This is a genomic window from Cellvibrio sp. (assembly GCF_039207905.1).
Taxonomy (GTDB): Bacteria; Pseudomonadota; Gammaproteobacteria; order Pseudomonadales; family Cellvibrionaceae; genus Cellvibrio.
In genome coordinates, this window is sequence record NZ_JBCECX010000016.1 from 37,703 (window position 1) to 61,436 (window position 23,734).

Below are 23,734 nucleotides of genomic sequence, written 5' to 3' on the forward strand. Positions count from 1 at the left end.
CCTACTATTTTTCTTGCTGTGGTTACAGCAGGCTAGCGAGCGGGGCGGCGACTACCAAGCCCAGAGCAACTCGCGGTGCGTAGTTTAACAATAATGCCAGTAAACACGCCGCGGCGCTGAATAGCCCCAGTACTAACACTAGTCCCACAGCAACTCCGACCAGTTTTGTGCAGTAAATAATTGTGAGTAGCAAAAGTATCCAGCCGCTATTGCGCAGTAGCATTGCTATCTTGGGTGAAATTTTTTGATTTGGCAGCAGTTGCTGAAAATGCCGATTCATCGCCAGGCAAAGCGTTATGCATGTAATGTAAGCAAGAGCGAACGCGAGCAACATATCAAACTGCCTCCTGCGGAGTTGTGGGGGCATCTGGCTCGATTGCATGTTGGTTTGCGGCAGGTGCTGCACGTTTTTTTGGTGCTGCCTGCGGAACTCTGTGCTGCAGCTTGAATGCAGTAAATGCAAATAAAATTCCGGTTACCAAAAATGTTAAGTCGATTGCGGCAAACAACCAATCACCATTTATCAAACTCCGTGTGATGTGGCGATCTGTGGTAAGGGCATTTAGTACAGGTAGCAAGCTGTAAGCGGCTGCGGCAAGCCAGAGTAAATGAATCCAGTGACGAGTGATGTTGCGCACTACAGGCCAGGCAACAAATGAATAAATGAGTGTGCCTGCCCACACCAAAAACATGGAGTGAACTTCCCACTCGCTACGCGCAGCAAAATCTACCGCTAATAATCGATTAGCCCAAAAATAGGCTGCGATTGCAATTGGTAAGCCCACGATGGTGCCGAGGTTTAAGCTTTCAACCAGACGATGGCCTACATCAGGACCTTTAGCCTGTTTAAGTTGTGCAGGGCGACGCTTAACTGTCCACAAGATCATTCCAGTTGCAATCATGGCTGTGCCTAACAAACCGGAAAGAAAATATAACCAGCGCAGGGTAATGTTTGCGAACAGGCCTTCATGTAAGCCTAAAAAAGTATCGCGTACTGTGCGGGGCGCAGACGTTGCTGCAGCTTTGTTGGAGAGTAATTCACCGCTAACGCCATCAAAAACCAATTCCGGGCTTGAGCGCAGTGGTGAGTCTAATTGCCGGCCAATACTTACGCGCGCATTGGCATCACCAGGATTGGCAATGTCGATGTATCTAACTTGATCTTTTCCCCATTGCGATTGGGCAATGGCAACCATAGCGCTTAGTGATGCCAAATCGGCGTGGATATTGGCGCGTTCCGCTTTGTCCGTTTCTTCAAACAATTCATCAAAAAATGCCTGCTCCGCATCTTCACCTGTGCCGTAACTGCTGCTAACAATTAACGGCATATAAGTAAAAGCAAAAAATATCAGACCGCTATACGTAATCATAAAATGAAAGGGCAGTGCGGTAACGCTGAGCAGGTTGTGAATATCCAACCAGGAGCGCTGGCCTTTTTGCGGGCGGAAGGTAAAAAAATCTTTGAATATTTTTTTGTGGATGACTATGCCGGTGATGATCGCCACAAGCATAAACATACTGCAGATCCCGACGATCCAATAGGCAACATCGGTCGGTAAATAATGAAGTGCATAGTGCATACGATAAAGCGTTTGGCCACCACCTGTGGCACGACCACTCAGTGCATCACCGGTAGTGGAGTCCAACAATTCGTTGCCGGTGATGCCGCGCTTTCCTTCCTCACCTGGCATCTGCCAAAAAATACGCAGGTTCGGGTTATCGCGGTTGGTTGGTGGGCTGATAAACCAGCGCTCGGCGCCAACCGCTTTTTGCTCCAACCGTGCTTCCGCTACCGTAAGCGCTTGCTCCATGGTGGATGTGTCTTTGGGTAGTTCGGGCTTCATCCAGCGGTCAATCTCGGTATCGAAATAGCCGAGCGTGCCGGTTAAAAAGACAAAAAATAAAATCCAGCCAACACTGAGGCCGCCCCAGGTATGTACCCATGCCATGGATTGGCGAAACCCGTTTTTCATGGCGCGACTCCAGTAAATTTAACCAGTAGTGCAGCGGCGCCCATTACCAGTGATGGAATGGCCAAGCCTAACCAGGCTTTGTGGACTGATTGCACGGCAAATACCCACATAATCGCGCAGGTATAAATGGCGAAACTAAGCAAAATACCTGTCATGACCGCGTCGCTTTTGGGCATCGGAAGCAAGTAGGAAAGCAATATGGCGCTAATGTTCGCTAGCGCGTAACCACCAAGGATGGCGGCCAGGGTGCGAAAAGCTATCTGCCAGCGGTAGCGGTTGTCTGGGAGCGTTTTTTTCATGATCGGGCTATAGGTAGCTGAGGTTATGGCGGGCTTTAGCGGCTTCCGCACTAAGTGGTATATGGTATCAAATGAGAATATGTTTCATTTTAACTGGTGTTGCCTTGGGCTTTCAACAATTATGGTTGTTTTATGTGCCCAAGAAGGAGAAGGGGGTGAAGGGTGGATATTGTATTCATGGTATCTACGGTGTTTGTTTGGGGACGGCACATTAATCAATTAAGTTCAGTTTTTTGCTGCGTGCGTTTATTAATTAATGGGGGTAAGTGATTTATTTGTTTTGTCGCTTAATGCATCTAGGTGGATATGGGATGGTAATCTCGTGTAATTTTTATTTTTTATTTATTTGAATATTATTTTGCTCTTTTATTTTTTTGTTTGTGTTTTTTGCTTTTCACTTCAAAAGCACTTATTAGAAAAAGAATTATATTAATCTCTCTCTAATTATAAAAAGGTATTTTTGATCGATTGATAGTCCCTTCATGTTTGCTAGTCTGGAAAGGTAATAATATAAATATCCTTTTGTGGCTATATTCATATTTGCGATATCAGTTTTAGTGTTGCTACCTGTCTCACTAATTCATTCGCTCAGTGTGGAGATTTTATGATTCGGATGATCAAGTGGCTTAGCCTGCTTCCTATTGTATTATTGTCTGCAAAGACAATTATTCTCACTGTATCAAAAAATATCTCGTCGTTTAAATTACCCCTGCTACTGGCTGCATCGGTCAGTTTTCTAGCGAGTGCTTCATTCGCAGCAGATGATCCCTATGCCGGTGGTTACCTCGGGGCGCGTCTTGGTTATTCATATAATCGTCACTCATGTGTTGATATTGCAATAGAGTGCGATCGAAGTGATTCCGGATACGGTATTTTTGCAGGTTATGATTTTGAAAATCAACTGGGGATAGAAGTGTCGGCGACTCAGCTTGGTGACACGTCGGTCGTATATCCGGATGTGAGCTTGCGCGGTGAGCTTTTTACTGCGGATCTTTCATTAAAGTATAACTATCAATTATCCGAAAAAATTAAAATTTTCGGTAGGGTGGGCGTTGCTCACTGGGAAGGAAAGATAATCGGGTGGGACCGTGAGGCAGAAGATTCAGGCCAGCGCCCCACTGCAGGCCTGGGGGTTCATTTTCCATTGTCCACGCAGGTGGATGCAAGAATTGATTATCAATATTTTGATGAGCTCGGTAATTCCTGGATGGGTTATACCGATGCACATTTTTTTAGTTTTTCTTTTGTGTGGAATTTTTCAAAATCGAAAAAATATTCCAGCGATTTATCAGCATCTCCTCCTCGTGTTTCGCTCGCAACACCTCTTGCAGTAAAACCTGTTGGCTCTCTTTCTGAGGGCACGATTGATCACTATGTAGAAAATATTCTCTCCGCTGCGCTTGATAAGCAATGACATGTAATTGAAATTTTCTAGACGGGCTGCTCATGTGAAGGCTCTATTATGGCTAACATTTTTATTTAGCGTAATGCTGGTCGGCTGTGGCGGACAGGGTGGTTTTCCATTACCTAAACCTCCATGGTATGAACCACCAATCCCTCCTGTCGTTGATACAGACAACGACACAATTCCTGATGCTTCCGATAATTGCCCCGCTATTGCTAACACCAATCAAGCTGATATGGATAGCGATGGTGTTGGTGATGCATGCGATACCGACATTGATGGCGACAGCGTATTAAATAGCGCTGATAACTGCCCTTTAAACGCAAACCCTGAACAATTTGATATTGATGATGATGGCATTGGTGATGCCTGTGATCCGACTGTCGATATGGATTCCGACGGCGATGACAACGGCAACGGAACCGATAATTGCCCCACAGTTTATAACCCGGATCAAGCGGATCTTGATGGCGATGGTGTTGGTGATGCGTGTGATACCGACATGGATGGAGATACGCATCCGAACAATCTAGACAACTGTCCGCGTGTTCCTAATCCAGATCAGCTGGATAGCGACAACGATAATATTGGTGATGCCTGCGATGACAATATTGATCGCGATGGCGACGGTATTGATGATGGTAGTGATAACTGTCCGTTAATTGCTAACTCTGATCAGCTTGATACAGACAATGATGGTTTGGGCGATGTTTGTGATGTTGATTCCGATGATGATGGTGTTAACAATGATGTTGATAATTGCCCATTAATTCCTAACCGTGATCAAGCCGATAGTGATCTCGATGGCATTGGCGATGCATGTGATTCAAGTACCATTATTGATACCGATGGCGATGGTGTTCCCAATCAAATCGACAATTGTCCAAATGTATTAAATGCAAATCAGGCTGACCTTGATCTTGATGGAATAGGGGATGCCTGTGATCTGGATGTTGATGGCGACGGTGTTAATAACTCACTCGATAATTGTCCGCTCCAAGTTAACCCGGGGCAGCTTGATAGTGATGGCGATGGTATTGGCGATATTTGCGATACCAGTAATGACAGCGATGGTGACGGGTTTGATGATGGAATTGATAATTGCCCGTTGTTAGCAAATCCCACGCAAGCCGATCTCGACAATGATGGTGTCGGTGATGCTTGCGATAATGATGTGGATGGTGACTCTGTTGTTAACGCTTCCGACAATTGCCCGCTAATTCCCAATACCAATCAGCTCGACACAGATGCAGACGGAATTGGTGATGCGTGTGATACCAACACCTTATTGGACACCGACAGTGATGGTATCTCTAACAGCGTTGATAATTGTCCAACTCTATTTAATCCAACACAAAGTGATGTTGATGCTGACGGTGCTGGTGATGCATGCGATCCCGATATTGATGGTGACGGTGCGAGCAATCATGTTGATAACTGTCCGCTAATCGCTAACGCAAACCAAGCCGATACAGATGGCGATGGAATTGGTGATGCCTGCGATACCAATACCGATAATGATGGCGATGGTATTGATAACGGTTTGGATAATTGTCCTTCAATTGCAAATCCGAATCAGGCTGACCAAGACAATGACGGCATAGGTGATAGTTGCGATCCGGATGCTGACGGCGATGGTGTTAATAATACCCTTGATAATTGCCCTGTAATTCCCAATGCAAATCAAGCTGATGCTGATCATGATGGAATCGGTGATGCGTGCGACTCCAGTACGTTTATTGATACCGACAGCGATGGAGTTGCAAACTATCTCGATAATTGCCCGATTATTTATAACCCCACGCAGCATGATCAGGATGGTGATGGAATTGGTGATGCCTGTGACGGCGATACCGATGGCGATACAGTTTCAAATGTTCTTGATAACTGCCCATTAGTTGCAAATCTTAATCAGGCTGATGCAGATGGTGATGGAGTTGGTGATGCCTGCGATACCAATACAGATAGCGATAGTGATGGTATTGATAACGCTGTCGACAATTGCCCTTGGGCTCACAATCTTGATCAGGCAGATCAGGATAATGATGGTTTGGGTGATGTATGCGATATGGATATTGATGGCGATAGTGTCAGCAACAATATCGATAATTGTCTCTACATTCCGAATACCAATCAGTCAGATTTAGATGGTGATGGAATTGGTGATGCATGCGATAACAACACAGTATTGGATGCAGATCACGACGGTGTTCCAGATGCGAGTGATAACTGCCCATCAATTGTAAACCCTTCGCAAAGTGATCAAGATGGTGATGGAATTGGCGATGTCTGCGATAGCGACCGCGATAACGATGGCTTTGCAAATAATCTTGATAATTGTCCGTTAGTTGCCAACCCTTCGCAGGTCGACGTTGATGGCGATGGAATAGGTGATGCTTGCGATTCAAATATCGATAGCGATGGCGATGGTATTGATGATGGTTCGGATAATTGCCCGGCAATAGCTAACAATAATCAGCTTGATGCGGATAGCGACGGCATCGGTGATGCGTGTGATGCAGACATTGATGGTGATGGTGTATTCAACACCAGTGATAACTGTCCGCTCGTCGCTAACACCAATCAACTCGATAGCGATGCAAACGGAATTGGTAATGCGTGCGACGTTGGATTTAATACCGATATCGACGGCGATACTATTTTTGATGCGCTTGATAATTGCCCGTTAACCTACAACCCCGACCAACACGATTTGGATACTGATGGTATTGGCGATGCCTGCGATATCGATCTTGACGGCGATAGTGTTAATAACTCGGCAGATAATTGTCCTTACGTTCGCAATACAACCCAGCTTGATACCGATGGTGATGGCATTGGCGATGCTTGCGATCAGGTAACGGTCAATGATCTCGATAGCGATGGAAGGGCGAATACATTCGACAACTGCCCAATGGTTTATAACCCCACTCAAATAGATACTGATGGGGATGGTGTTGGGGACGCGTGTGATAGCGACCGCGATAACGATGGTGTGCAGAATAATCTTGATAACTGCCCATTAGTTGCCAATCCCGGCCAAGCTGATACGAATAACAATGGTATCGGCGATGCGTGTGAAACTCATTTAGATATCGATGGTGATGGTGTCGACGACGGTTTGGATAATTGCCCATTAATCGCGAATGCCAGTCAGTGGGATAGCGATTGGGATGGAGTCGGTGATGAATGTGATCCGGATATCGACGGCGATGGTGTTCCCAATGCTTTAGATAATTGTCGTACGGTCCCTAATCCCGATCAGCGCGATAGCAATGGTAACGGCAGAGGCGATGCCTGTGAGTTCCGCTTGTTCTTTGCCAATGTTGATAGCGATGGCGATGGCGTCATCAATATTTATGACAACTGTCCGATGGTTTATAACCCCCTCCAAAGTGATTTGGATGGTGATGGTGAGGGTGATGCATGCGATACGGATCTCGAAGCTGATGGAGTCATCAATACGCTCGATAACTGTACCTGGGTTGCTAATCTTGATCAGCTAGATACCGACTCAGATGGCATTGGCGATCTTTGTGATGCTAACCTCGATACCGACGGTGATGGTATCGACGATGGTTTAGATAATTGCCCGCTAGTTGCCAATACCGATCAATTGGATACGGATTGGGATCTTATTGGTGATGCCTGTGATTCCGACATGGATTGGGATACGGTGCAGAACAATCTGGACAACTGTCCGCTAATTCCTAATCAAGACCAGTTGGACAGCGATAACGATGGTGTTGGCGACGCTTGCGATACCAACACCAATTTTGATCTCGACAGCGATGGCATCGCCAATAATCTCGATAATTGCCCTTTAGCTTATAACCCGGATCAGGCCGATCTGGATGGTGATGGTTTCGGCGATGCCTGCGATACCGATACCGATGGCGACGGTGTTCTCAATAACATCGACAATTGTGTTTTAGTCGCAAACCTCAATCAGCTTGATAGTGACGGCGATGGTATCGGCGATACCTGCGATACCAGTACCGATACTGATGGTGATGGTGTTGATGACGGCGTTGATAATTGTCCTGCTGTTGCTAACAACGATCAGGCCGATCTGGATAGCAACGGTGTCGGTGATGTGTGTGATGCTGACATCGACGGTGACACTATTCCGAATGGCTCAGATAACTGCCCCAATATTCCTAACCCGGATCAGTTAGATGCGGACGGCGATGGTGCGGGCGACCTTTGTGATATCACCCCCATTAATCTCAATATCGACAACGACAGCGATGGAATCGCAAATGCGTTGGACAATTGCCCGATAACCTATAACCCGAACCAGAATGATCTTGATGGCGATGGCATTGGTGATGTGTGCGATACCGATACGGATGGCGATAACATTCTTGATGCATTCGATAACTGCCCATTGGTCAGCAACCTCAACCAACTTGACGGCGACGGGGACGGTATAGGCGATGCGTGTGATACCAGTACTGATACCGATGGTGATGGTATCGATGATGGTTTGGATAATTGCCCGCTGATCGCAAACCCCGGCCAAAATGATTTGGATGGCGATGGTGTGGGCGATGCCTGCGATCTCGATAGGGATGGCGATGGTGTAAATGACACCATCGATAATTGTCCATCAATACCTAATCCCAACCAGTTGGATCTTGATGGTGATGCGATTGGTGATGCCTGCGATAGCAATACCTTTATCGATACCGACAGCGATACGATTGCCAACAGCTTGGATAACTGTCCTTTAGTCTACAACCCTGATCAAGCTGACTTGGATGGTGATGGCTTAGGCGATGCTTGTGATACCGACAGCGATGGCGATGGCGTCAACAATGCTTTTGATAATTGTCCGGTAGTTGCGAACCCGACCCAAATCGATGCCGATGGTGATGGTATAGGTGATGCCTGCGATGCCAGCATTGATACCGATGGTGATGGCATTGATGATGGTCTCGATAATTGCCCCTCAATCGCCAATCCGACCCAGACAGACGTCGATAATGACGGTATTGGTGATAGCTGTGATACCGATATCGATGGCGATACCGTTGCTAATCTGAGCGATAACTGTCCGTCCGTGCCCAACCCCGATCAGGCTGATGCCGACGGTGATGGTTTGGGGGATTTGTGTGATCCAACTCCGGTGGTAATCAATAACGATACCGATGGTGATGGCATTGATAACCTGCTCGACAATTGCCCCGTGGTATTTAACCCCGCACAAAACGATCTGGACGGCGATGGGCTAGGGGATTCTTGTGATCCTGATGCCGACGGTGACGGCGTTACCAATGTTGCGGATAACTGCCCAATGGCAGCCAATGCAAATCAGGCGGACGGTGATGGCGATGGCATAGGTGATCTATGCGATAGCAGCACTGACAGCGATGGCGATGGTATTGATGATGGCCTTGATAATTGCCCTGCAGTTGCCAACGCTAATCAAGCGGATCTTGATAACAACGGCGTTGGCGATCTTTGTGATGCCGACATCGATGGTGACGGTGTCCTGAATGGTGTTGATAACTGTCCGATGGTTCCCAACGCGAATCAGGCCGATGCTGACAGCGATGGTATAGGTAACCTGTGTGATCCGCTTACGGACACTGATGGCGATGGTATCGATAATGCGCTGGATAACTGCCCACTGATCGCCAACCCAACTCAAGCAGACTTGGATAACGATGGCATTGGTGATACCTGTGATGTGGATGTGGATGGTGACTCGGTGGCGAATGGAGTCGATAACTGTCCGCTAATCCCTAATACCAATCAAATCGACCTTGATGGCGATGGTATCGGTGATGCCTGTGACTCGAACGTGTTTATAGACACCGATAGCGATGGCATTGCTAATGCGCTCGATAATTGCCCGCTCGCCTATAACCCGACCCAAGCGGATCAGGACGGCGATGGTATAGGTGATGCCTGCGACACGGACCGTGATGGCGATGGCGTTCTTGATGTGCTCGACAATTGCCCGTTAGATCCTAATCCCAATCAAGCTGATTCCGATGCGGATGGAATAGGGAATGTTTGCGATGCGAATACCGATACCGATGGTGATGGCTTTAATGATGATGTTGATAATTGCCCGCTCATCGCTAACGCGAATCAGGCTGACCAGGATGGCGACACCATTGGCGATTTGTGCGATCCGGATCGGGATGGCGACAGCATCCTAAATCTGCTCGATAACTGCCCGTTGGTGAGTAATCCGAATCAGCTGGATCATGATGCCGATGGGCTTGGTGACGTCTGTGATAACGATATGGATGGCGATACCGTCGCCAACAATCTAGACAACTGTCCGTTGGTTGCCAACACCAATCAGTCGGATCTGGATGGCGATGGTGCAGGTGATCTTTGTGATACCGACATGGACGGCGACAGCGTCAACAATCTATTGGATAACTGCCCGATCAATGCCAATCCCGGTCAGGCCGATTCTGATGGCGACGGTGTAGGTGATGTGTGTGATCCGGATGTCGATGGCGATGGTATCCTGAATGCGGCCGATAACTGCCCCGTTACCGCCAATGCGAGTCAGGATGATCTCGATGGTGATGGTATAGGTGATATCTGCGACTCTGATCTGGATGCGGATGGCTTTGCCAATGGATCGGATAATTGCCCGTTAATATCCAATGCCAGTCAGGTTGATACAGATGGCGATGGTATCGGTGATGCTTGCGATGCAAACACCGATAGCGATGGCGATGGTATTGATGATGGCAGCGATAATTGCCCACTCGTCAGTAATCCCGATCAAGCAGATTTGGATGGTGATGGTATCGGCAACGTCTGTGATGCCGATATGGACAACGACGGTATTACCAACTTGCTGGATAACTGCCCAATTACCGCCAACGCCAATCAAGCTGATCAGGATGGTGATTTGATTGGCGATCTGTGTGATAGCGATATTGATGGCGACAGTTTAAGTAACGCTTTGGATAACTGCCCACTAGTAGCTAACCCTGCCCAAATCGATTCGGACGGCGATAGCATTGGTGATGACTGCGATAGCGATATTGATGGTGATAGCATCACTAATGGTCTCGACAATTGCCCACTAATACCCAATACCAATCAACTCGATATTGATGGCGATGGCTTGGGTGATGTCTGCGATTCCGATATGGATGGGGACACTGTTCCCAACGCAACTGACAACTGCCCACACAATGCCAACCTGAACCAATCCGATCTCGACTTTGACGGGGTTGGTGATGTCTGTGATAGCAATACCGATACTGATGGCGATGGTTTGGATAACGCCATCGACAATTGCCCATTTGTCGCCAACTTATCGCAAGCTGATCAGGACGGCGATGGAATAGGCGATGCCTGTGATGCAGATGTTGATGGCGATGGCGTCGCCGGTGTTATCGACAATTGTCCGACCGTTGCCAATGCGAACCAGAATGATCTCGATCACGATGGTATTGGTGATGCCTGCGATCTCGACACTGATGGCGACACTATTACCAATGTTCTCGATAACTGCCCGCTAATGCCCAACGTAAACCAGACTGATCAGGATGGTGATGGAATAGGGGATGTATGCGATAGCGATGTCGACGGTGATGCGGTTGTAAACGGTCATGATAATTGCCCGATCACGCCCAACCCAACCCAGGTAGATACAGATCATGACGGTATTGGTGACGCCTGTGATGCGAATACCGATAGCGATGGCGATAATATTGATGACGGTAGCGATAACTGTCCTGCGGATGTGAATCCAACCCAAACCGATCTTGATGGCGATGGTATAGGTGATGCCTGCGATGCCGATGTGGATAACGATGGCGTGGCTAACGGTATCGACAATTGTCCGGTGGTCGCCAACCCGAACCAATTGGATACGGATGGCGATGGTATAGGTGATTTGTGTGATCTGCTGACGGACAGTGATGGCGATGGCATTGCGAACAATCTGGATAACTGCCCATTAGTTTCCAATGTGGCGCAGACAGATTTGGATGGCGATGGAATAGGTGATGCCTGTGACAGTGATCGCGACGGTGATGGTGTTGCCGATGCGGGCGACAACTGCCCATTAATTGCGAATCCGGGTCAAGGTGATTTGGATGGCGATGGTGTTGGTGATGCTTGTGATAATGATCGCGATGGCGATGGTGTAATTGACGGCGCAGATAACTGTCCGTTAATCGCAAACCCCGGTCAGGAAAATCAGGATGGTGACAGCTTCGGTGATGTCTGTGATACCGACCGCGATGGCGACGGTGTTGCCAATAACCTGGATAACTGCCCAACTATCGCCAATACGAACCAGCTGGATCAGGATCACGATGGCATAGGTGATGTCTGCGATACCGACCGCGACGGCGATTCAGTTCCGGATGCTAGCGACAACTGTCCACTTATTCCCAACACCAATCAGTCAGATCTTGATGGTGATGGTATCGGTGATTTGTGTGATTCCTACACCTATGTCGATACCGACGGTGATGGCGTGCAAGACGGTGTCGATAATTGCCCCATCACGGCAAATGCTAACCAGCTCGATTTGGATGGCGATGGTGTAGGCGACGCCTGTGACAATGACGCTGACGGCGATACGGTGCCCAATGGTCTCGATAACTGTCCGTTTGCTGCAAACCTGGATCAGGCTGATACCGACGGTGATGGTATTGGTAATGTCTGCGATGCGAATACCGACAGTGACGGCGACGGCATTCGTGATGATCTCGATAACTGCCCGTTAGTAGCCAACGCCAATCAGGCGAATCAAGACGGCGATGCATTTGGCGATCTTTGCGATAGCGATATCGACGGCGATGGTGTTACCAATATTGCCGACAATTGCCCTTTGATCAGTAACTCAACCCAGCTTGATCGCGATGGCGATGGAATCGGTGATCCTTGTGATCCGGATATTGACGGTGATGGTCGCGCGAATAATGCAGATAACTGCCCGTTAATCGCCAATGCTGATCAGTCGGATTTAAATGGCAATGGCATAGGTGATGTCTGTGATCCCGACATAGACGGTGATGGTGTTAACAACTTGCTCGATAACTGCCCGCTGGTAGCGAACCCAAGTCAGGCAGATATGGATGGCAGTGGTGGGGGTGATGCCTGCGATACGGATATCGATGGCGATGGTGTTGATAACGCACTCGACAATTGCCCAATGACTGCGAACTCCAACCAGGTAGATTTGGATGGCGATGGAGTGGGCGACGCGTGCGATGCCGACCTTGATGCCGATGGAATCGACAATGCCTTGGATAATTGCCCGCTGGTTGCTAACCCGAGTCAGATTGATGGCGATGGTGACGGCACGGGCGACGCCTGCGATGCAAATACCGACAGTGATGGCGATGGCTTTGATGATGGCGCCGATAACTGTCCGTCAGTTGCCAACCCCGATCAAGGTGATCTGGACGGCGATGGTCTGGGTAATCTGTGTGATCCCGACATGGATAATGATGGTGTCCTAAATGTAATCGACAATTGCCCGCTTGCTTCCAATTCCAATCAGGCCGATCAGGATGGTGATGGCATAGGCAATGTGTGCGATAGCGATCTGGATGGCGACGGTGTTAGCAACACGCTGGATAACTGCCCATCTGTGTCTAACTCTTCGCAATCGGATCTGGATGGCGATGGTCTTGGGGATGATTGCGACAACGACCGCGATGGTGATGGTGTCGACAATCCACTGGATAATTGCCCGCTAATGTCCAACGTCAGTCAAGCGGATTTGGATGGCGACGGTATTGGTGATAATTGTGATCCCGATGTCGATGGCGATACTGTTCCAAATGGTTCGGATAATTGCCCGCGCAATGCCAACCTCAACCAATCTGATCTCGATTTCGATGGCATAGGCGATGTGTGTGACAGCAATACTGACACCGATGGCGATGGCTTCGATAACAACTCGGATAACTGTCCATTTGTCGCCAACCCTAGTCAGGCTGATCTTGATCATGATGGTGTTGGCGATGCCTGCGATAACGACGTTGATGGCGATGGCATATTAACGGCGGTAGATAATTGCCCGCTGGTCGCGAACACGAACCAGAATGATCTTGACCATGATGGTCTTGGGGATGCCTGCGATAACGACGTTGATGGCGACGGCATTAACGATAGCGTCGATAACTGCCGCTTGTTAGCCAACGCTGCCCAAGCAGATCAGGATGGTGATGGAATAGGGGATGTTTGCGATAACGATGTCGATGGCGATGGTGTGCTGAACGCTGTCGATAATTGCCCAACAACGCCAAATCCATCGCAAGCAGACAATGATCACGATGGCATTGGCAACACGTGTGACGCCAATACCGACAGCGACGGCGACCTCATCGATGATGGCTCGGATAACTGCCCTGCAATAGCCAACCCGACTCAGTCGGATCAGGATCATGATGGTATTGGGGATGCTTGTGATCCTGATATCGACGGTGATGGCGTGTTAAACGGAGCTGATAATTGTCCTGTTGTCGCTAATCCTAATCAATTGGATACGGATCATGACGGACTCGGTGATTTGTGTGATCCACTCACCGACAGTGATGGCGATGGTATTGCCGATAGTCTCGACAACTGTCCATTAGTGGCAAATGCCAATCAGGCTGATTTGGATGGTGACCACATAGGTGATGTCTGCGATAACGATCGCGATGGCGACGGTATTTTGAACGGCGTGGACAATTGCCCCTTGGTGGCGAATACCAATCAAGCCGACCTGGACGGTGATGGTCAAGGTGATGTTTGCGACAACGATAAGGACGGTGATGGTGTGGCAGATGGTCTTGATAATTGCCCACTAGTCCCTAACGCTAACCAGCTCAACAAAGATGGTGATGCGCTCGGTGATGCATGTGATCCGGATATTGATGGCGATGGCATTTTGAATGGCGTTGATAATTGTCCAAACGTAGCCAACGTTGGTCAGGGGGATATTGATGGCGATGGCATTGGTGATGCCTGCGATTCATTTGAAAATATTGCTTGCGGCCCGACGGCATTATTTAAACCAATGACTACCGATGTCACTGTGTCGTCCGGAATCCGCGGTACGCTTTGTGTCGGTTGTGGTGTGCTATTGCCCAATAATATTATCGATACAGATCTCACTAATGCTGGGCGGATGGTAACTATTCTAGGTACTGCAGCAGAAGTGTATGCACGTGTGACACACGGTGTTGCAATTACTTATACGGGCAATAAGCGCGTAGGCGTGGTTGTGTCGATCCCTGTTGGTTTGCTGGATTTATCGTTGTTAGGTAAAGTCAGGATTACCACTTTGAATAATGGTGTTATCCAACAAAACTTTGGTCTCGGTAGTGCGGTTAGCTTACAACTGCTGAATATCACGGGTGATGCAACTAAATTCCTCCTGCTGGTCAATACCACCAACAGTTTTGATGCGGTAGAAATTTCACAAGGAGCAGTAGTGGGGCTGCTGAATAATATCGATATTCATGCTATGTGCGTAGCCCCACCGCCGTTATAGGTGGTGGGGGTGTTGTATCGTTAAATCAAAAAGGATCGTCGTTATGTTGGTGAAAATGTTTTCCGGTTTATTGATTAGTGTGCTTTCTTTTCACGCACTGGCTGACTGTAGTCAGTTAAAAGGATGCGACAAAAAATATTGTGAAATAGAACAACAGTTGCAGATCGCAAAAGATAAAAACAACAAAAGCCAGGTTTCCGGTTTAACTAAATCGCTCGATAACGCGAAAAAGAATTGTACAAATGATGGCTTGAAGAAAGAGCTGTCTGGAAAAATCAAAGATGCCAATGCCGATATCACAGAATATGAGGCGGATTTGAAAAAAGCGCAGAGCAAAGGCGATGCGAAAAAAGTTGCCAAATATCAGACAAAAATTGAGCAGAAGAAAATTGAATTGAACGGGTTTGAAAAAAATCTTGCTAATATAAATTAATTTCTTATAGGGCGCTGATGCAATTCATCGGCGCTTACTCCCAATATTTCCATTCTGCAGTTGATAGTTGTTATCCCTCCTGATTTATTTTCATGAATATCCTTTTAGTTTGTCACCGCACAGACCCATCGCTTAAAAATCCCAATAATTCAGTTTTAGATGACGGAATGATGTAAATGACGTCCGTTGAAGCAAAAACATCAGCAAGTATTTGATAGATCTATATCCAATTTTTTAAACAGCAATCGTTTTATAAGAGAGGTGACTATGAGTACTTTATGGATTGTTACAGCGAACGCAAGCTGTGCCCATTTTTTCTCCCAGCAAAGCCCATCAGCCCCGTTGGAAAAAGTGGGCGACCTCGGGAATGACAAATCCAGTTTGCATACATCTGATACAGAGTCAGACCGGTTAGGCCAGCATGCTGCCTCAAAAAGCGCGCATAGCGTAGGCGCTCCTACGCAGCCGAGTGGTTATCAACCGCATCAAACTCCCGCTGAGCACACCGCAGAATTATTTGCGCGTAACGTCTCTCGTTTTTTATTGCACGGATACCAGGATGGGCATTTCCAACGGCTTGCATTGATTGCATCGCCAGAATTCCTTGGTGTGTTAAGGTCAGTGCTCGATCCGCGTTTGGGAGAGGTGGTGATCAATGAGATCAATAAGGATTACACACGTTGCAGTCCAAATGAGTTGTCGGCACATATCAAAGCTGCAGCCTAAAAACGCAGTTTTGCTACATTGGAAAATAAAAAAGGACTCATAGAGCTACTATGAGTCCTTTTTTCTTGAGTGGGTTATCGTGTTGCCTTAAAAACGATATTTCATTGTCAGGCGCGCACTTCTAGGCTCACCGTAAGTGAAGGTTCCCCATGAACTCTCATAATATTTTTCATCGAAAATGTTATTGAGGTTCAATTGCAATGACAGGTTTTTATTGATCTCGTATTGCGTCATTACGTTAGCAATAGCGTAAGAAGACTGACCCACTTTTTCTTCAGTTCCGGTAGCAGGATTAGTTCCTGTGCGTGGCTCTTCACTTTGCCAGTTGATGCCACCACCAAAACTTAAACCACTCCAGTTACCATCCAGCGTATATTTGCTAAATAACTTCAGCATTTTGCGTGGATGCTCTACGGCAACATCATTGTCTTCTGCATCCTTCGCAGAAAAATGTGTCCAGCCCAAGCTTAAATCCCAGTTGATTGCTAATTCACCAGAAACTTCAAATTCATATCCTTTTGATTTGGTTCCTTTCGCACCATAGGAAGCCAGTGTTGTGGTTCCTGGAACAAAATAGCCTTCGTCGGTTGTGGCAAGGTTGTCTTGTTGGGTGAAGAAAATAGCACCCGATGCATTCAGTGCACCATCAAAAAAGGCTCCCTTTAAACCAGTCTCGTAGGTCTCGCCAGACAAAGGATCGAGGTAATCGCCATTTCTATCGCGTGCGGTTTGTGTTCTAAAAATATCAGCGTAGCTGGCATAGGCCGATAGCTGTTCGTTCAGGTCGTAAATTGCACCCAAGTAAGGAGTCACAATATTATCGTTAGTGATTGTATAAGCTTCAGGCGTCCATGCTGCGGCTTCTGCATCAAGTTCCCAATTGCTCAGGCGAGTGCCTACAATAAATTTAAACGCATCTGTTACCTGTAAACGAGCCGCAGTGTAGAGCGAATCTTGTGTGCGAGTTTCAAATGAAGCTTTATAGGGTTTATCCCACACTGGTCTAGCGTAAGAACCATCCCAATTAAAGAAATTTCCCATCTCCGGTATGGCAGATAACGGCTCGCCACCATTATCCCAACCACCTTCATATTCGTTGTGCGTAAATCCAACCGTTAATTCGTGATCGCGGTTGAATAAATTAAATGGCCCGGTTGCTTGAAAACCAAACTGGGTTTGTTCAGGTTTTGCTACGTATAAATAAGGGTAGGCAGACATGCCTTCACCGGTTGTTTTATCCGGCTCGCCCCAAGCCCAAAGTAAATTGGAATATTCATCTTGTTTGTAAAGGCTTGCGTTTGCGCTTACTACCCAATTGTTGGAAAAGGTATGGTCGAGACGAGTAAAAAATGTTGTTTCTTCTGTATCCCATTGGTTCCATTTCGGCGCAGTTGTTTTGGATCTATCCCAATCAGTGCGCGAGCCATCAGCAAACCAGAATGACAATCCACCCCAATAAACGCCATTGCGTTTGGTGCGCTCATTGCTGCCGCCAATACTGAATTGCGTGTTCTCGCTAATGTCTGCATCGAGCACTGCATAGAGCACAGTGTTCTCAGTATTTTCATAATCGATAAACGCATCCTGCTCATTTTTGCCGGCAACGGCGCGCACACGCACAGAGCCATCTGCATTCAGTGGTGTGGTCAAATCAATTGTGCCACCGCGATGATCCCAAGAGCCGAGGGTGACATCCACTTCGCCGACAAATGTTTTGCTATTAGCGCGCTTGCGCACCAAATTAACGGTCGCTGAAGGATTTCCCTCGCCACCGAGCAGGCCAGTTGCACCGCGCAAAATTTCAACGCGGTCATAGATCGCAGTGTTTGCGGTTTCGACACCGATATTTCCAGTCACTACTGCAACACCATCAATTTGATAATTCGCAATATCAAAACCACGCGCGCTCAAACTATTGCGACCGCGATCCACTGCTTTAACTGAAACGCCGGTTGTGCTGCGCAATGCATCAGTGACGCTATCCATTGCCTGGTCTTTCATAAATTCGTTGGTAATGACGGAAACCGATTGCGGAATATCGCGCAGCGATAAATTCAAACCCGTTGCAACATTGCTGGATTCAACGGTATAGGATTCGGTGTCTTCAGATGCAGCTTCAGCATTCGCATCAACTTTCACGGTTTTTAAAACGCGCGCTTTATCGGCACTTTCATCTTGTGCAAATGATGGAGTGGAAACCAGCGTACCGAGCGTAACTGTAGCGATGGCGCAAGCGAGCAAGGTTGGTCGTAAAACAGTTTTTTTCATGGCAGTTTCCCTGCAAAGGATTATGAAGTTGGATTGAAAATTTCTGGCAAACAAGCTCAATAGGGTAGAGGATTCATTTGTTGGAATAGGGGTGATTGCAAAAAAGTAAAGTGATGCCGGCAAGGGGATGCGAATCGGCTCAGTTTTGCGAATCAAAACCAGTTGATAGTAATTCGTATTTGTGATGGGCGCGCACTTTAGCAGTAAAAAGTGGCGCGCAAAAGACTTAGATGAGAATTATTATTGGCTTGTGCCGCCCGTAACGGGCGACAGCCTTAATTGCGGAATCGGCGTAGTAAAAGCCCTAGTAATCCAAGGGATATAAGCGCAATCGATGAAGATTCAGGAACAGTGGCGGTGGTAAATGTGATGTTATCGATGTACGCCCCTACGCGCATGCCCCAATGGCTATATATGGCGACGGATTTAATTCCTACATCGGAGGTGAATGAGATAAATTCGTTAGGTATCGGCGGGGTGACTTCATCTTCTACATTTCGCCAGCCTGACGTAATTATGGTGCGCAAAAATCCCTGCTCGCCATAAAAATCCAGATAGACGGCGTCACCATAAGCTGAGGAGACGTTCATGCTTAAAAAGGTCGGCAACTCGTCTACAAACTCCAAGCCTCCCCAATTACTTGTCAACATACTGTTGTGCGGTTTTGCTCCAACAACCCAGGAGCCGTGAATCAATAATCCTTTATCGATATATTCATCGCTGATTGGGTTATCGCACCAGCAAGGAAATTCCTCCTGATACACAGGATCAAGATCATCAAAATCAATCACAGTTGCGTAAGCTGTTGTCGATAATAGTAAAGAAATAACAATCGTAACCAAACCTTGGATATTTTTTAGCATACTAAACGTTAATGTGTTGGCGGTACGCATATCAGTCTCCTTTGGGTGAAAAGTCCGAGGTATATAACGCCCGCGAATTGTGCCGGTATGTGCGATAGCGTACGGAGCTAAACCAATTTTCGAATTATGCGGACAGTTAAGTAAGGCAAGGTGGATGCGCGTCTGCTATCGCCGCATAATTTCATCCAAATATCAGTAAGGAAAAAACCATGAAAGAAATTGAAACACTGGAAAGTAAGTCGGTATACAAAAACAAATGGATGAGTGTGCGGGAAGATAAAATTAGAAGAGCGAGCGGGGCAGAAGGAATTTTCGGCGTTGTCGATAAACCTGATTTTGTCGTTATTTTGCCAATTCACGAAGGGCATATTTATATCGTGGAGCAATACCGTTATCCAGTGGAAAAAAGATTCTGGGAATTACCCCAAGGCTCATGGGAAGATAACAAAGATGCAGATCACCTTCTTGTTGCCGCCGGAGAGTTGAAAGAAGAAACCGGTTTGGTTGCAAATCGCATGGCCTATCTCGGTCATCAATACCTCGCCTACGGATATTCAAGCCAGGGTTATCACATGTATCTTGCTACTGAACTTGAATTGAGTTCAACACAGCTGGATGCAGAAGAAGAGGGGCTTATCTCTAAAAAAGTAAGCATCGAAGAATTTGAAGAAATGATTCTCTCGGGCGAGATAAAAGATGCTACGACCGTTAACACCTACGGCATCGCGAAATTGAAAGGCCTAATTAAAAATATCGAACCTAAAAACTAATTCGGGAAAAATCATTGTGGCAATTCTTATCCGCTATCAGGCAAAGAATTGCCACAATACCATCCTCAACGTAACCCCAGTGTCTTCATCAACTCTAACGCATTAGGCGCTGCCATCACTTTTGCATCTACAGCTTGTCGCAGTGTTTCACTAAACTCAGAGTTTTTAATTACCTTCTCATACATATCATCTTGTGTATTTATTCCATATTCTGCTCTAGCTGAAGCAAACGCCTCATTAAATATTTTTCCAAACTCGCGCATTTCATTCTTATAGGTTTCCCTATAGTTATCTGCCCATACCATAGAGCCAACTTTAGAGTATTCCGGGCTGCTCAGCATATTTACTTTCGGTATATAGTCACTCCACCAAGATGGCAGCGCCGCGCGTAACAGTCCCTCAGGTACTTGATTTGAAAGGGCTTGTCCCTCCGCCGAAATATTCACAACGGTAGAGCTATTATTTTTACTAACAGCCTCCGCTACTTCCTGCGCCTGTCGCTCACTTGTTTTCCCCGCAAGGCTAACAAAATCATACAAAAACTTATTCGACACTCCTGAAACGTTCATATGCATTCTCCTATTTTGATATCAGCGATAACATTGCAGGGTGTGTGCCAAAAAAATAATACGACAGTAGCTGTGTGATCGATATAACTTTGCTTAGGTATAATTTTTTTGGTTAAGCGATCATAGCTTTCATCGCCTCATGCGAGATGAGGAAATTTCAGTTGCGAACGCTTGTAAGGTGATGACTGGTTGCACCGCCATGAAAGTGAGGATGACCCGCCCTGAGCAGTCTCGGGGGGATCCATTTTTTTTATGTAATCCGATGTATTTTCTTATATAGGGTATTTGTGTTTAATCTCACGATAACCACATTAAGGGAAATTAACATGACATATGCACCCACTGATAAAACTGAATCTGTTAGAACTCCTAGCCACCAAGAATCACGCGCATCTGGTAATTCTCAATTCGTTGATAATCGAAGTTCGACTGTCTCCCTGCGCGCAATGCAGCAGCAAATGCGCAACCTGCCGATTGTTCAGAGCAAATCAACACAGATGGTTGAAGAGGATGAGTCTCTCCAAGAGATGGCTCCCGCACAGTTGATAGAGGGCACATCAGTGGCTGGCTCGGCGCCAGCAGAAATGCCCAACAATACGGGCTTACCCGATAATTTGAAGTCAGGAATCGAATCCCTCTCAGGAATGAGCATGGATCACGTCAAAGTTCATTTTAATTCAGATAAGCCTGCGCAATTAAATGCCCACGCATACGCGCAGGGTAGTGATATTTATGTGGCATCAGGGCAAGAAAAGCACCTGCCACATGAGGCTTGGCACGTTGTACAGCAGGCTCAAGGGCGAGTTAGGCCAACCATGCAGATGAAGCGCGGTGTGCCTGTTAATGATGATGCAGGGTTAGAGCATGAAGCTGACGTGATGGGTGAGAGGGCATTGAGCGCAAGTAAAACTACAGCCTCTCAACCAATTGCGTTGCAACGTATGGAACTAAATACAGAGGACGATGAAAGTTCAGTTATTCAAGGGATGTTTACTTTCAGGGTGGATACAGATGATTTCACCATTAAAGATCCAGTTTATAAGCGCACATTTGGTAAATATTTGACCGGCAATTCAGAAAACAAACACGTTACAGCTGATGCGGTAAAGGACGAACTTTGGACTGGATTGGAGGGATTGCGTATTGATGCGTTCGCTCAAAAACTACTAGATATTGTTGAAGTATATTTGGCGTTGCCAGGTGTTGATTTGATTCGCGCACATGTCTTAGATGAAGACGAAGAAGGCGTGAACGCCCCTGTGTTGGATGACGGCCTTAACGGACCGATGAGAACGAATTTTGCCAAATTTGATGAGGTGCACAACGAGTTAAATCATCACGCATCTAATGTTGCCGCTTATAAGAGTAAATTTTTAGAGGGTGTAAATTCAGATGATGAAGACAATGATATTAAAAGTGCAGCAGCATTCAGGATACAAAATACATCTTTAATGTTAATCAAAAATTTGGATGATTTTCGCGATCTGATGCCATTGGTAAATGTCGTATCTGGATTACAAAAAAGAGGAAGCGAAAAGGAAGCAAAGGCATTTTTGAAGACAGGTATCGCAAATGCAAAAGTGGCATCTGAAAATCAAGCGCTTTGGGCATTTTTTGATTTTGCGGCAATTGATGAGATTGCAGCTAACCCAATTAAGGATGCTATTCCTTGGATAAATATTGATAAGCTTAAGCAAGCTGTTGCAGGAAACACTAACAAAATTTTAGTGAACGTGACAAGAGCAGATATTAATAACGCACTTGCCGGAATTATGCTTGCTAATCACATTAGATTGACTCGATTATCATATCCAGCTGCTGCCGATCGTGCTGGATTTGGAACTAGAGTAGATGTGTTCAATAAGTTGGAAGCAAAAGATAGTCCGGTAGATCGAGCTGTAGTGGCCGGCTATGCTGTAGGCGGTTGGGATTGGTACAATTAAAAAGACAATTAAAATTTTATAGGAAAATCATCATTGCCAAATCACGCTAGGAGTATAGTGAATCTGATGGGCATGGTGGACATCATGGCTCGGAAGTTGGCAGAAATTAAACAGTTGGCAAATTAAGGAGCTTTACGTGGATGGCAGTAAAATCAAAATAAACACCACCATTATACTTTGGGGAAGCGTTTCGGTTTATGTAATCATTATGTTGTTAGGTTCAATCCGCGCATTTAAAGCCAATTACCTAGAGTGTGCTGATGTTCCAGATGATTTGTTCAGGGCATGCTTGGAAAATAGCCGGGCAGCTTATGGTCAATTTGGTGACTTCATCGGTGGAATGTTTAACCCAATAGTCGGCTTGTTTACTATTTACTTACTTGTTTCAACAATCAAACAGCAAAATCGGGCTCTTGAGCAGACAGAGGCGGCGCTCGGGCATGCGAATAGTGCGCTAGGCCAAAATGAGCGAGCACTAGAGCAGAACGCAGAGGCATTAATTATAGCTCGTGATGAAATTCGACTTGCAAGAGATGAGATCGCAATAGGAAGAGAGATACAGCTGAAAACTGAACAAGCGTTAGATGCGCAGATATCTGAAGCTAAAAGTCAGAACAATTTATCAAACTATTTCACTCACAGAAATCAGTATATCGGCTACATTAGTGTAGAGTTTACTGAGGGTGAGCAGCGGCGAGGTCAGTTTGAGTCGAGATATTTGCATGGATTGGTTTATTCTAATGCGCACCACGGCAGACTGAATGTGGGCAAACAGGTACAGCAAAAATTGGTTGCTGAAATAAGGGAATTTATAGATGCATTTTCCAATATTAATGATAATTCAGATGGGGAGAGAAAGGTTTTACTTGAAGTATTGAAAGATCAAATTACTCGAAGACGGCAATTTTTTCGTGGTTACATGAATATAGATGGAAATAATTTTAATCGAATGTCGAATGTCGAATGTCGAATGTCGAATGTCGAATGTCGAATGTCGAAT

13 protein-coding genes and 2 pseudogenes are annotated in these 23,734 nt (G+C 46.4%); 9 read left to right on the forward strand and 6 right to left on the reverse strand.

The features are described from left to right. Positions 1-22: 22 nt before the first annotated feature. Genes AAGC78_RS11435 through AAGC78_RS11445 form a run of 3 tightly spaced genes read right to left on the reverse strand, consistent with a single transcriptional unit; the run spans position 23 to position 2,272 of the window. Positions 23-382: a DUF3325 domain-containing protein gene (locus tag AAGC78_RS11435; protein WP_435784212.1), complete on the reverse strand. Its 360-nt coding sequence runs from the start codon at positions 380-382 to the stop codon at positions 23-25. Beyond that, positions 336-1,973, reverse strand: coding sequence for a PepSY-associated TM helix domain-containing protein (locus tag AAGC78_RS11440; RefSeq protein WP_435784213.1), 1,638 nt, complete (start codon positions 1,971-1,973; stop codon positions 336-338). Before AAGC78_RS11440 ends, AAGC78_RS11435 begins: the two co-directional genes overlap by 47 nt. Next, positions 1,970-2,272 (reverse strand): DUF3649 domain-containing protein, encoded by a 303-nt coding sequence (locus tag AAGC78_RS11445; protein WP_435784214.1) that lies wholly within the window; start codon positions 2,270-2,272, stop codon positions 1,970-1,972. The genes AAGC78_RS11440 and AAGC78_RS11445 overlap by 4 nt, the downstream gene beginning before the upstream one ends. Positions 2,273-2,876: 604 nt before the next feature. Between AAGC78_RS11445 and AAGC78_RS11450 the strand changes: the two genes are divergently transcribed. From AAGC78_RS11450 to AAGC78_RS11475, 6 genes and pseudogenes are all read left to right on the forward strand, one after another. After that, a complete protein-coding gene (locus AAGC78_RS11450) occupies positions 2,877-3,686 on the forward strand; it encodes a porin family protein (RefSeq protein ID WP_435784215.1) in 810 nt (269 codons plus the stop codon). A gap of 73 nt (positions 3,687-3,759) precedes the next feature. Further along, positions 3,760-4,002, forward strand: a pseudogene (locus AAGC78_RS11455) (thrombospondin type 3 repeat-containing protein); the annotation flags it as partial. A gap of 27 nt (positions 4,003-4,029) precedes the next feature. After that, positions 4,030-4,230 (forward strand): annotated as a pseudogene (locus AAGC78_RS11460) (thrombospondin type 3 repeat-containing protein); the annotation flags it as partial. Between the two features lie 12 nt (positions 4,231-4,242). After that, complete coding sequence (locus AAGC78_RS11465) at positions 4,243-15,162, forward strand: thrombospondin type 3 repeat-containing protein (RefSeq protein WP_435784284.1); 10,920 nt, start codon at positions 4,243-4,245, stop codon at positions 15,160-15,162. Positions 15,163-15,205: 43 nt separating this feature from the next. Further along, the gene (locus AAGC78_RS11470; protein WP_435784216.1) at positions 15,206-15,595 is read left to right on the forward strand and encodes a DUF1090 domain-containing protein; all 390 of its coding nucleotides are present in this window, start codon (positions 15,206-15,208) and stop codon (positions 15,593-15,595) included. Positions 15,596-15,862: 267 nt separating this feature from the next. After that, entirely contained in the window at positions 15,863-16,321 is a 459-nt protein-coding gene (locus AAGC78_RS11475) for a host attachment protein (protein ID WP_435784217.1), read from the forward strand. A gap of 87 nt (positions 16,322-16,408) precedes the next feature. Here AAGC78_RS11475 and AAGC78_RS11480 read toward each other — a convergent pair whose 3' ends face one another. After that, on the reverse strand, positions 16,409-18,589 hold the full coding sequence (locus AAGC78_RS11480) for a TonB-dependent siderophore receptor (protein WP_435784218.1): 2,181 nt from the start codon (positions 18,587-18,589) through the stop codon (positions 16,409-16,411). Positions 18,590-18,864: 275 nt separating this feature from the next. After that, positions 18,865-19,482 (reverse strand): PEP-CTERM sorting domain-containing protein, encoded by a 618-nt coding sequence (locus AAGC78_RS11485; RefSeq protein WP_435784219.1) that lies wholly within the window; start codon positions 19,480-19,482, stop codon positions 18,865-18,867. A gap of 179 nt (positions 19,483-19,661) precedes the next feature. Between AAGC78_RS11485 and AAGC78_RS11490 the strand changes: the two genes are divergently transcribed. Next, positions 19,662-20,222, forward strand: a complete 561-nt coding sequence (locus AAGC78_RS11490; protein ID WP_435784220.1) for an NUDIX domain-containing protein — start codon at positions 19,662-19,664, stop codon at positions 20,220-20,222. Between the two features lie 65 nt (positions 20,223-20,287). Here AAGC78_RS11490 and AAGC78_RS11495 read toward each other — a convergent pair whose 3' ends face one another. Then, on the reverse strand, positions 20,288-20,791 hold the full coding sequence (locus tag AAGC78_RS11495; RefSeq protein WP_435784221.1) for a hypothetical protein: 504 nt from the start codon (positions 20,789-20,791) through the stop codon (positions 20,288-20,290). A 326-nt stretch (positions 20,792-21,117) separates the two neighbouring features. Here AAGC78_RS11495 and AAGC78_RS11500 point away from each other — a divergent pair, with 326 nt between their 5' ends. Both AAGC78_RS11500 and AAGC78_RS11505 read left to right on the forward strand, forming a co-directional pair. Continuing rightward, positions 21,118-22,734 carry an eCIS core domain-containing protein gene (locus AAGC78_RS11500; protein ID WP_435784222.1) on the forward strand — a complete coding sequence of 539 codons (1,617 nt, stop codon included), beginning with the start codon at positions 21,118-21,120 and terminating at the stop codon, positions 22,732-22,734. A gap of 136 nt (positions 22,735-22,870) precedes the next feature. Further along, the coding region (locus AAGC78_RS11505; RefSeq protein ID WP_435784223.1) for a hypothetical protein at positions 22,871-23,734 on the forward strand (864 nt) is incomplete at its 3' end.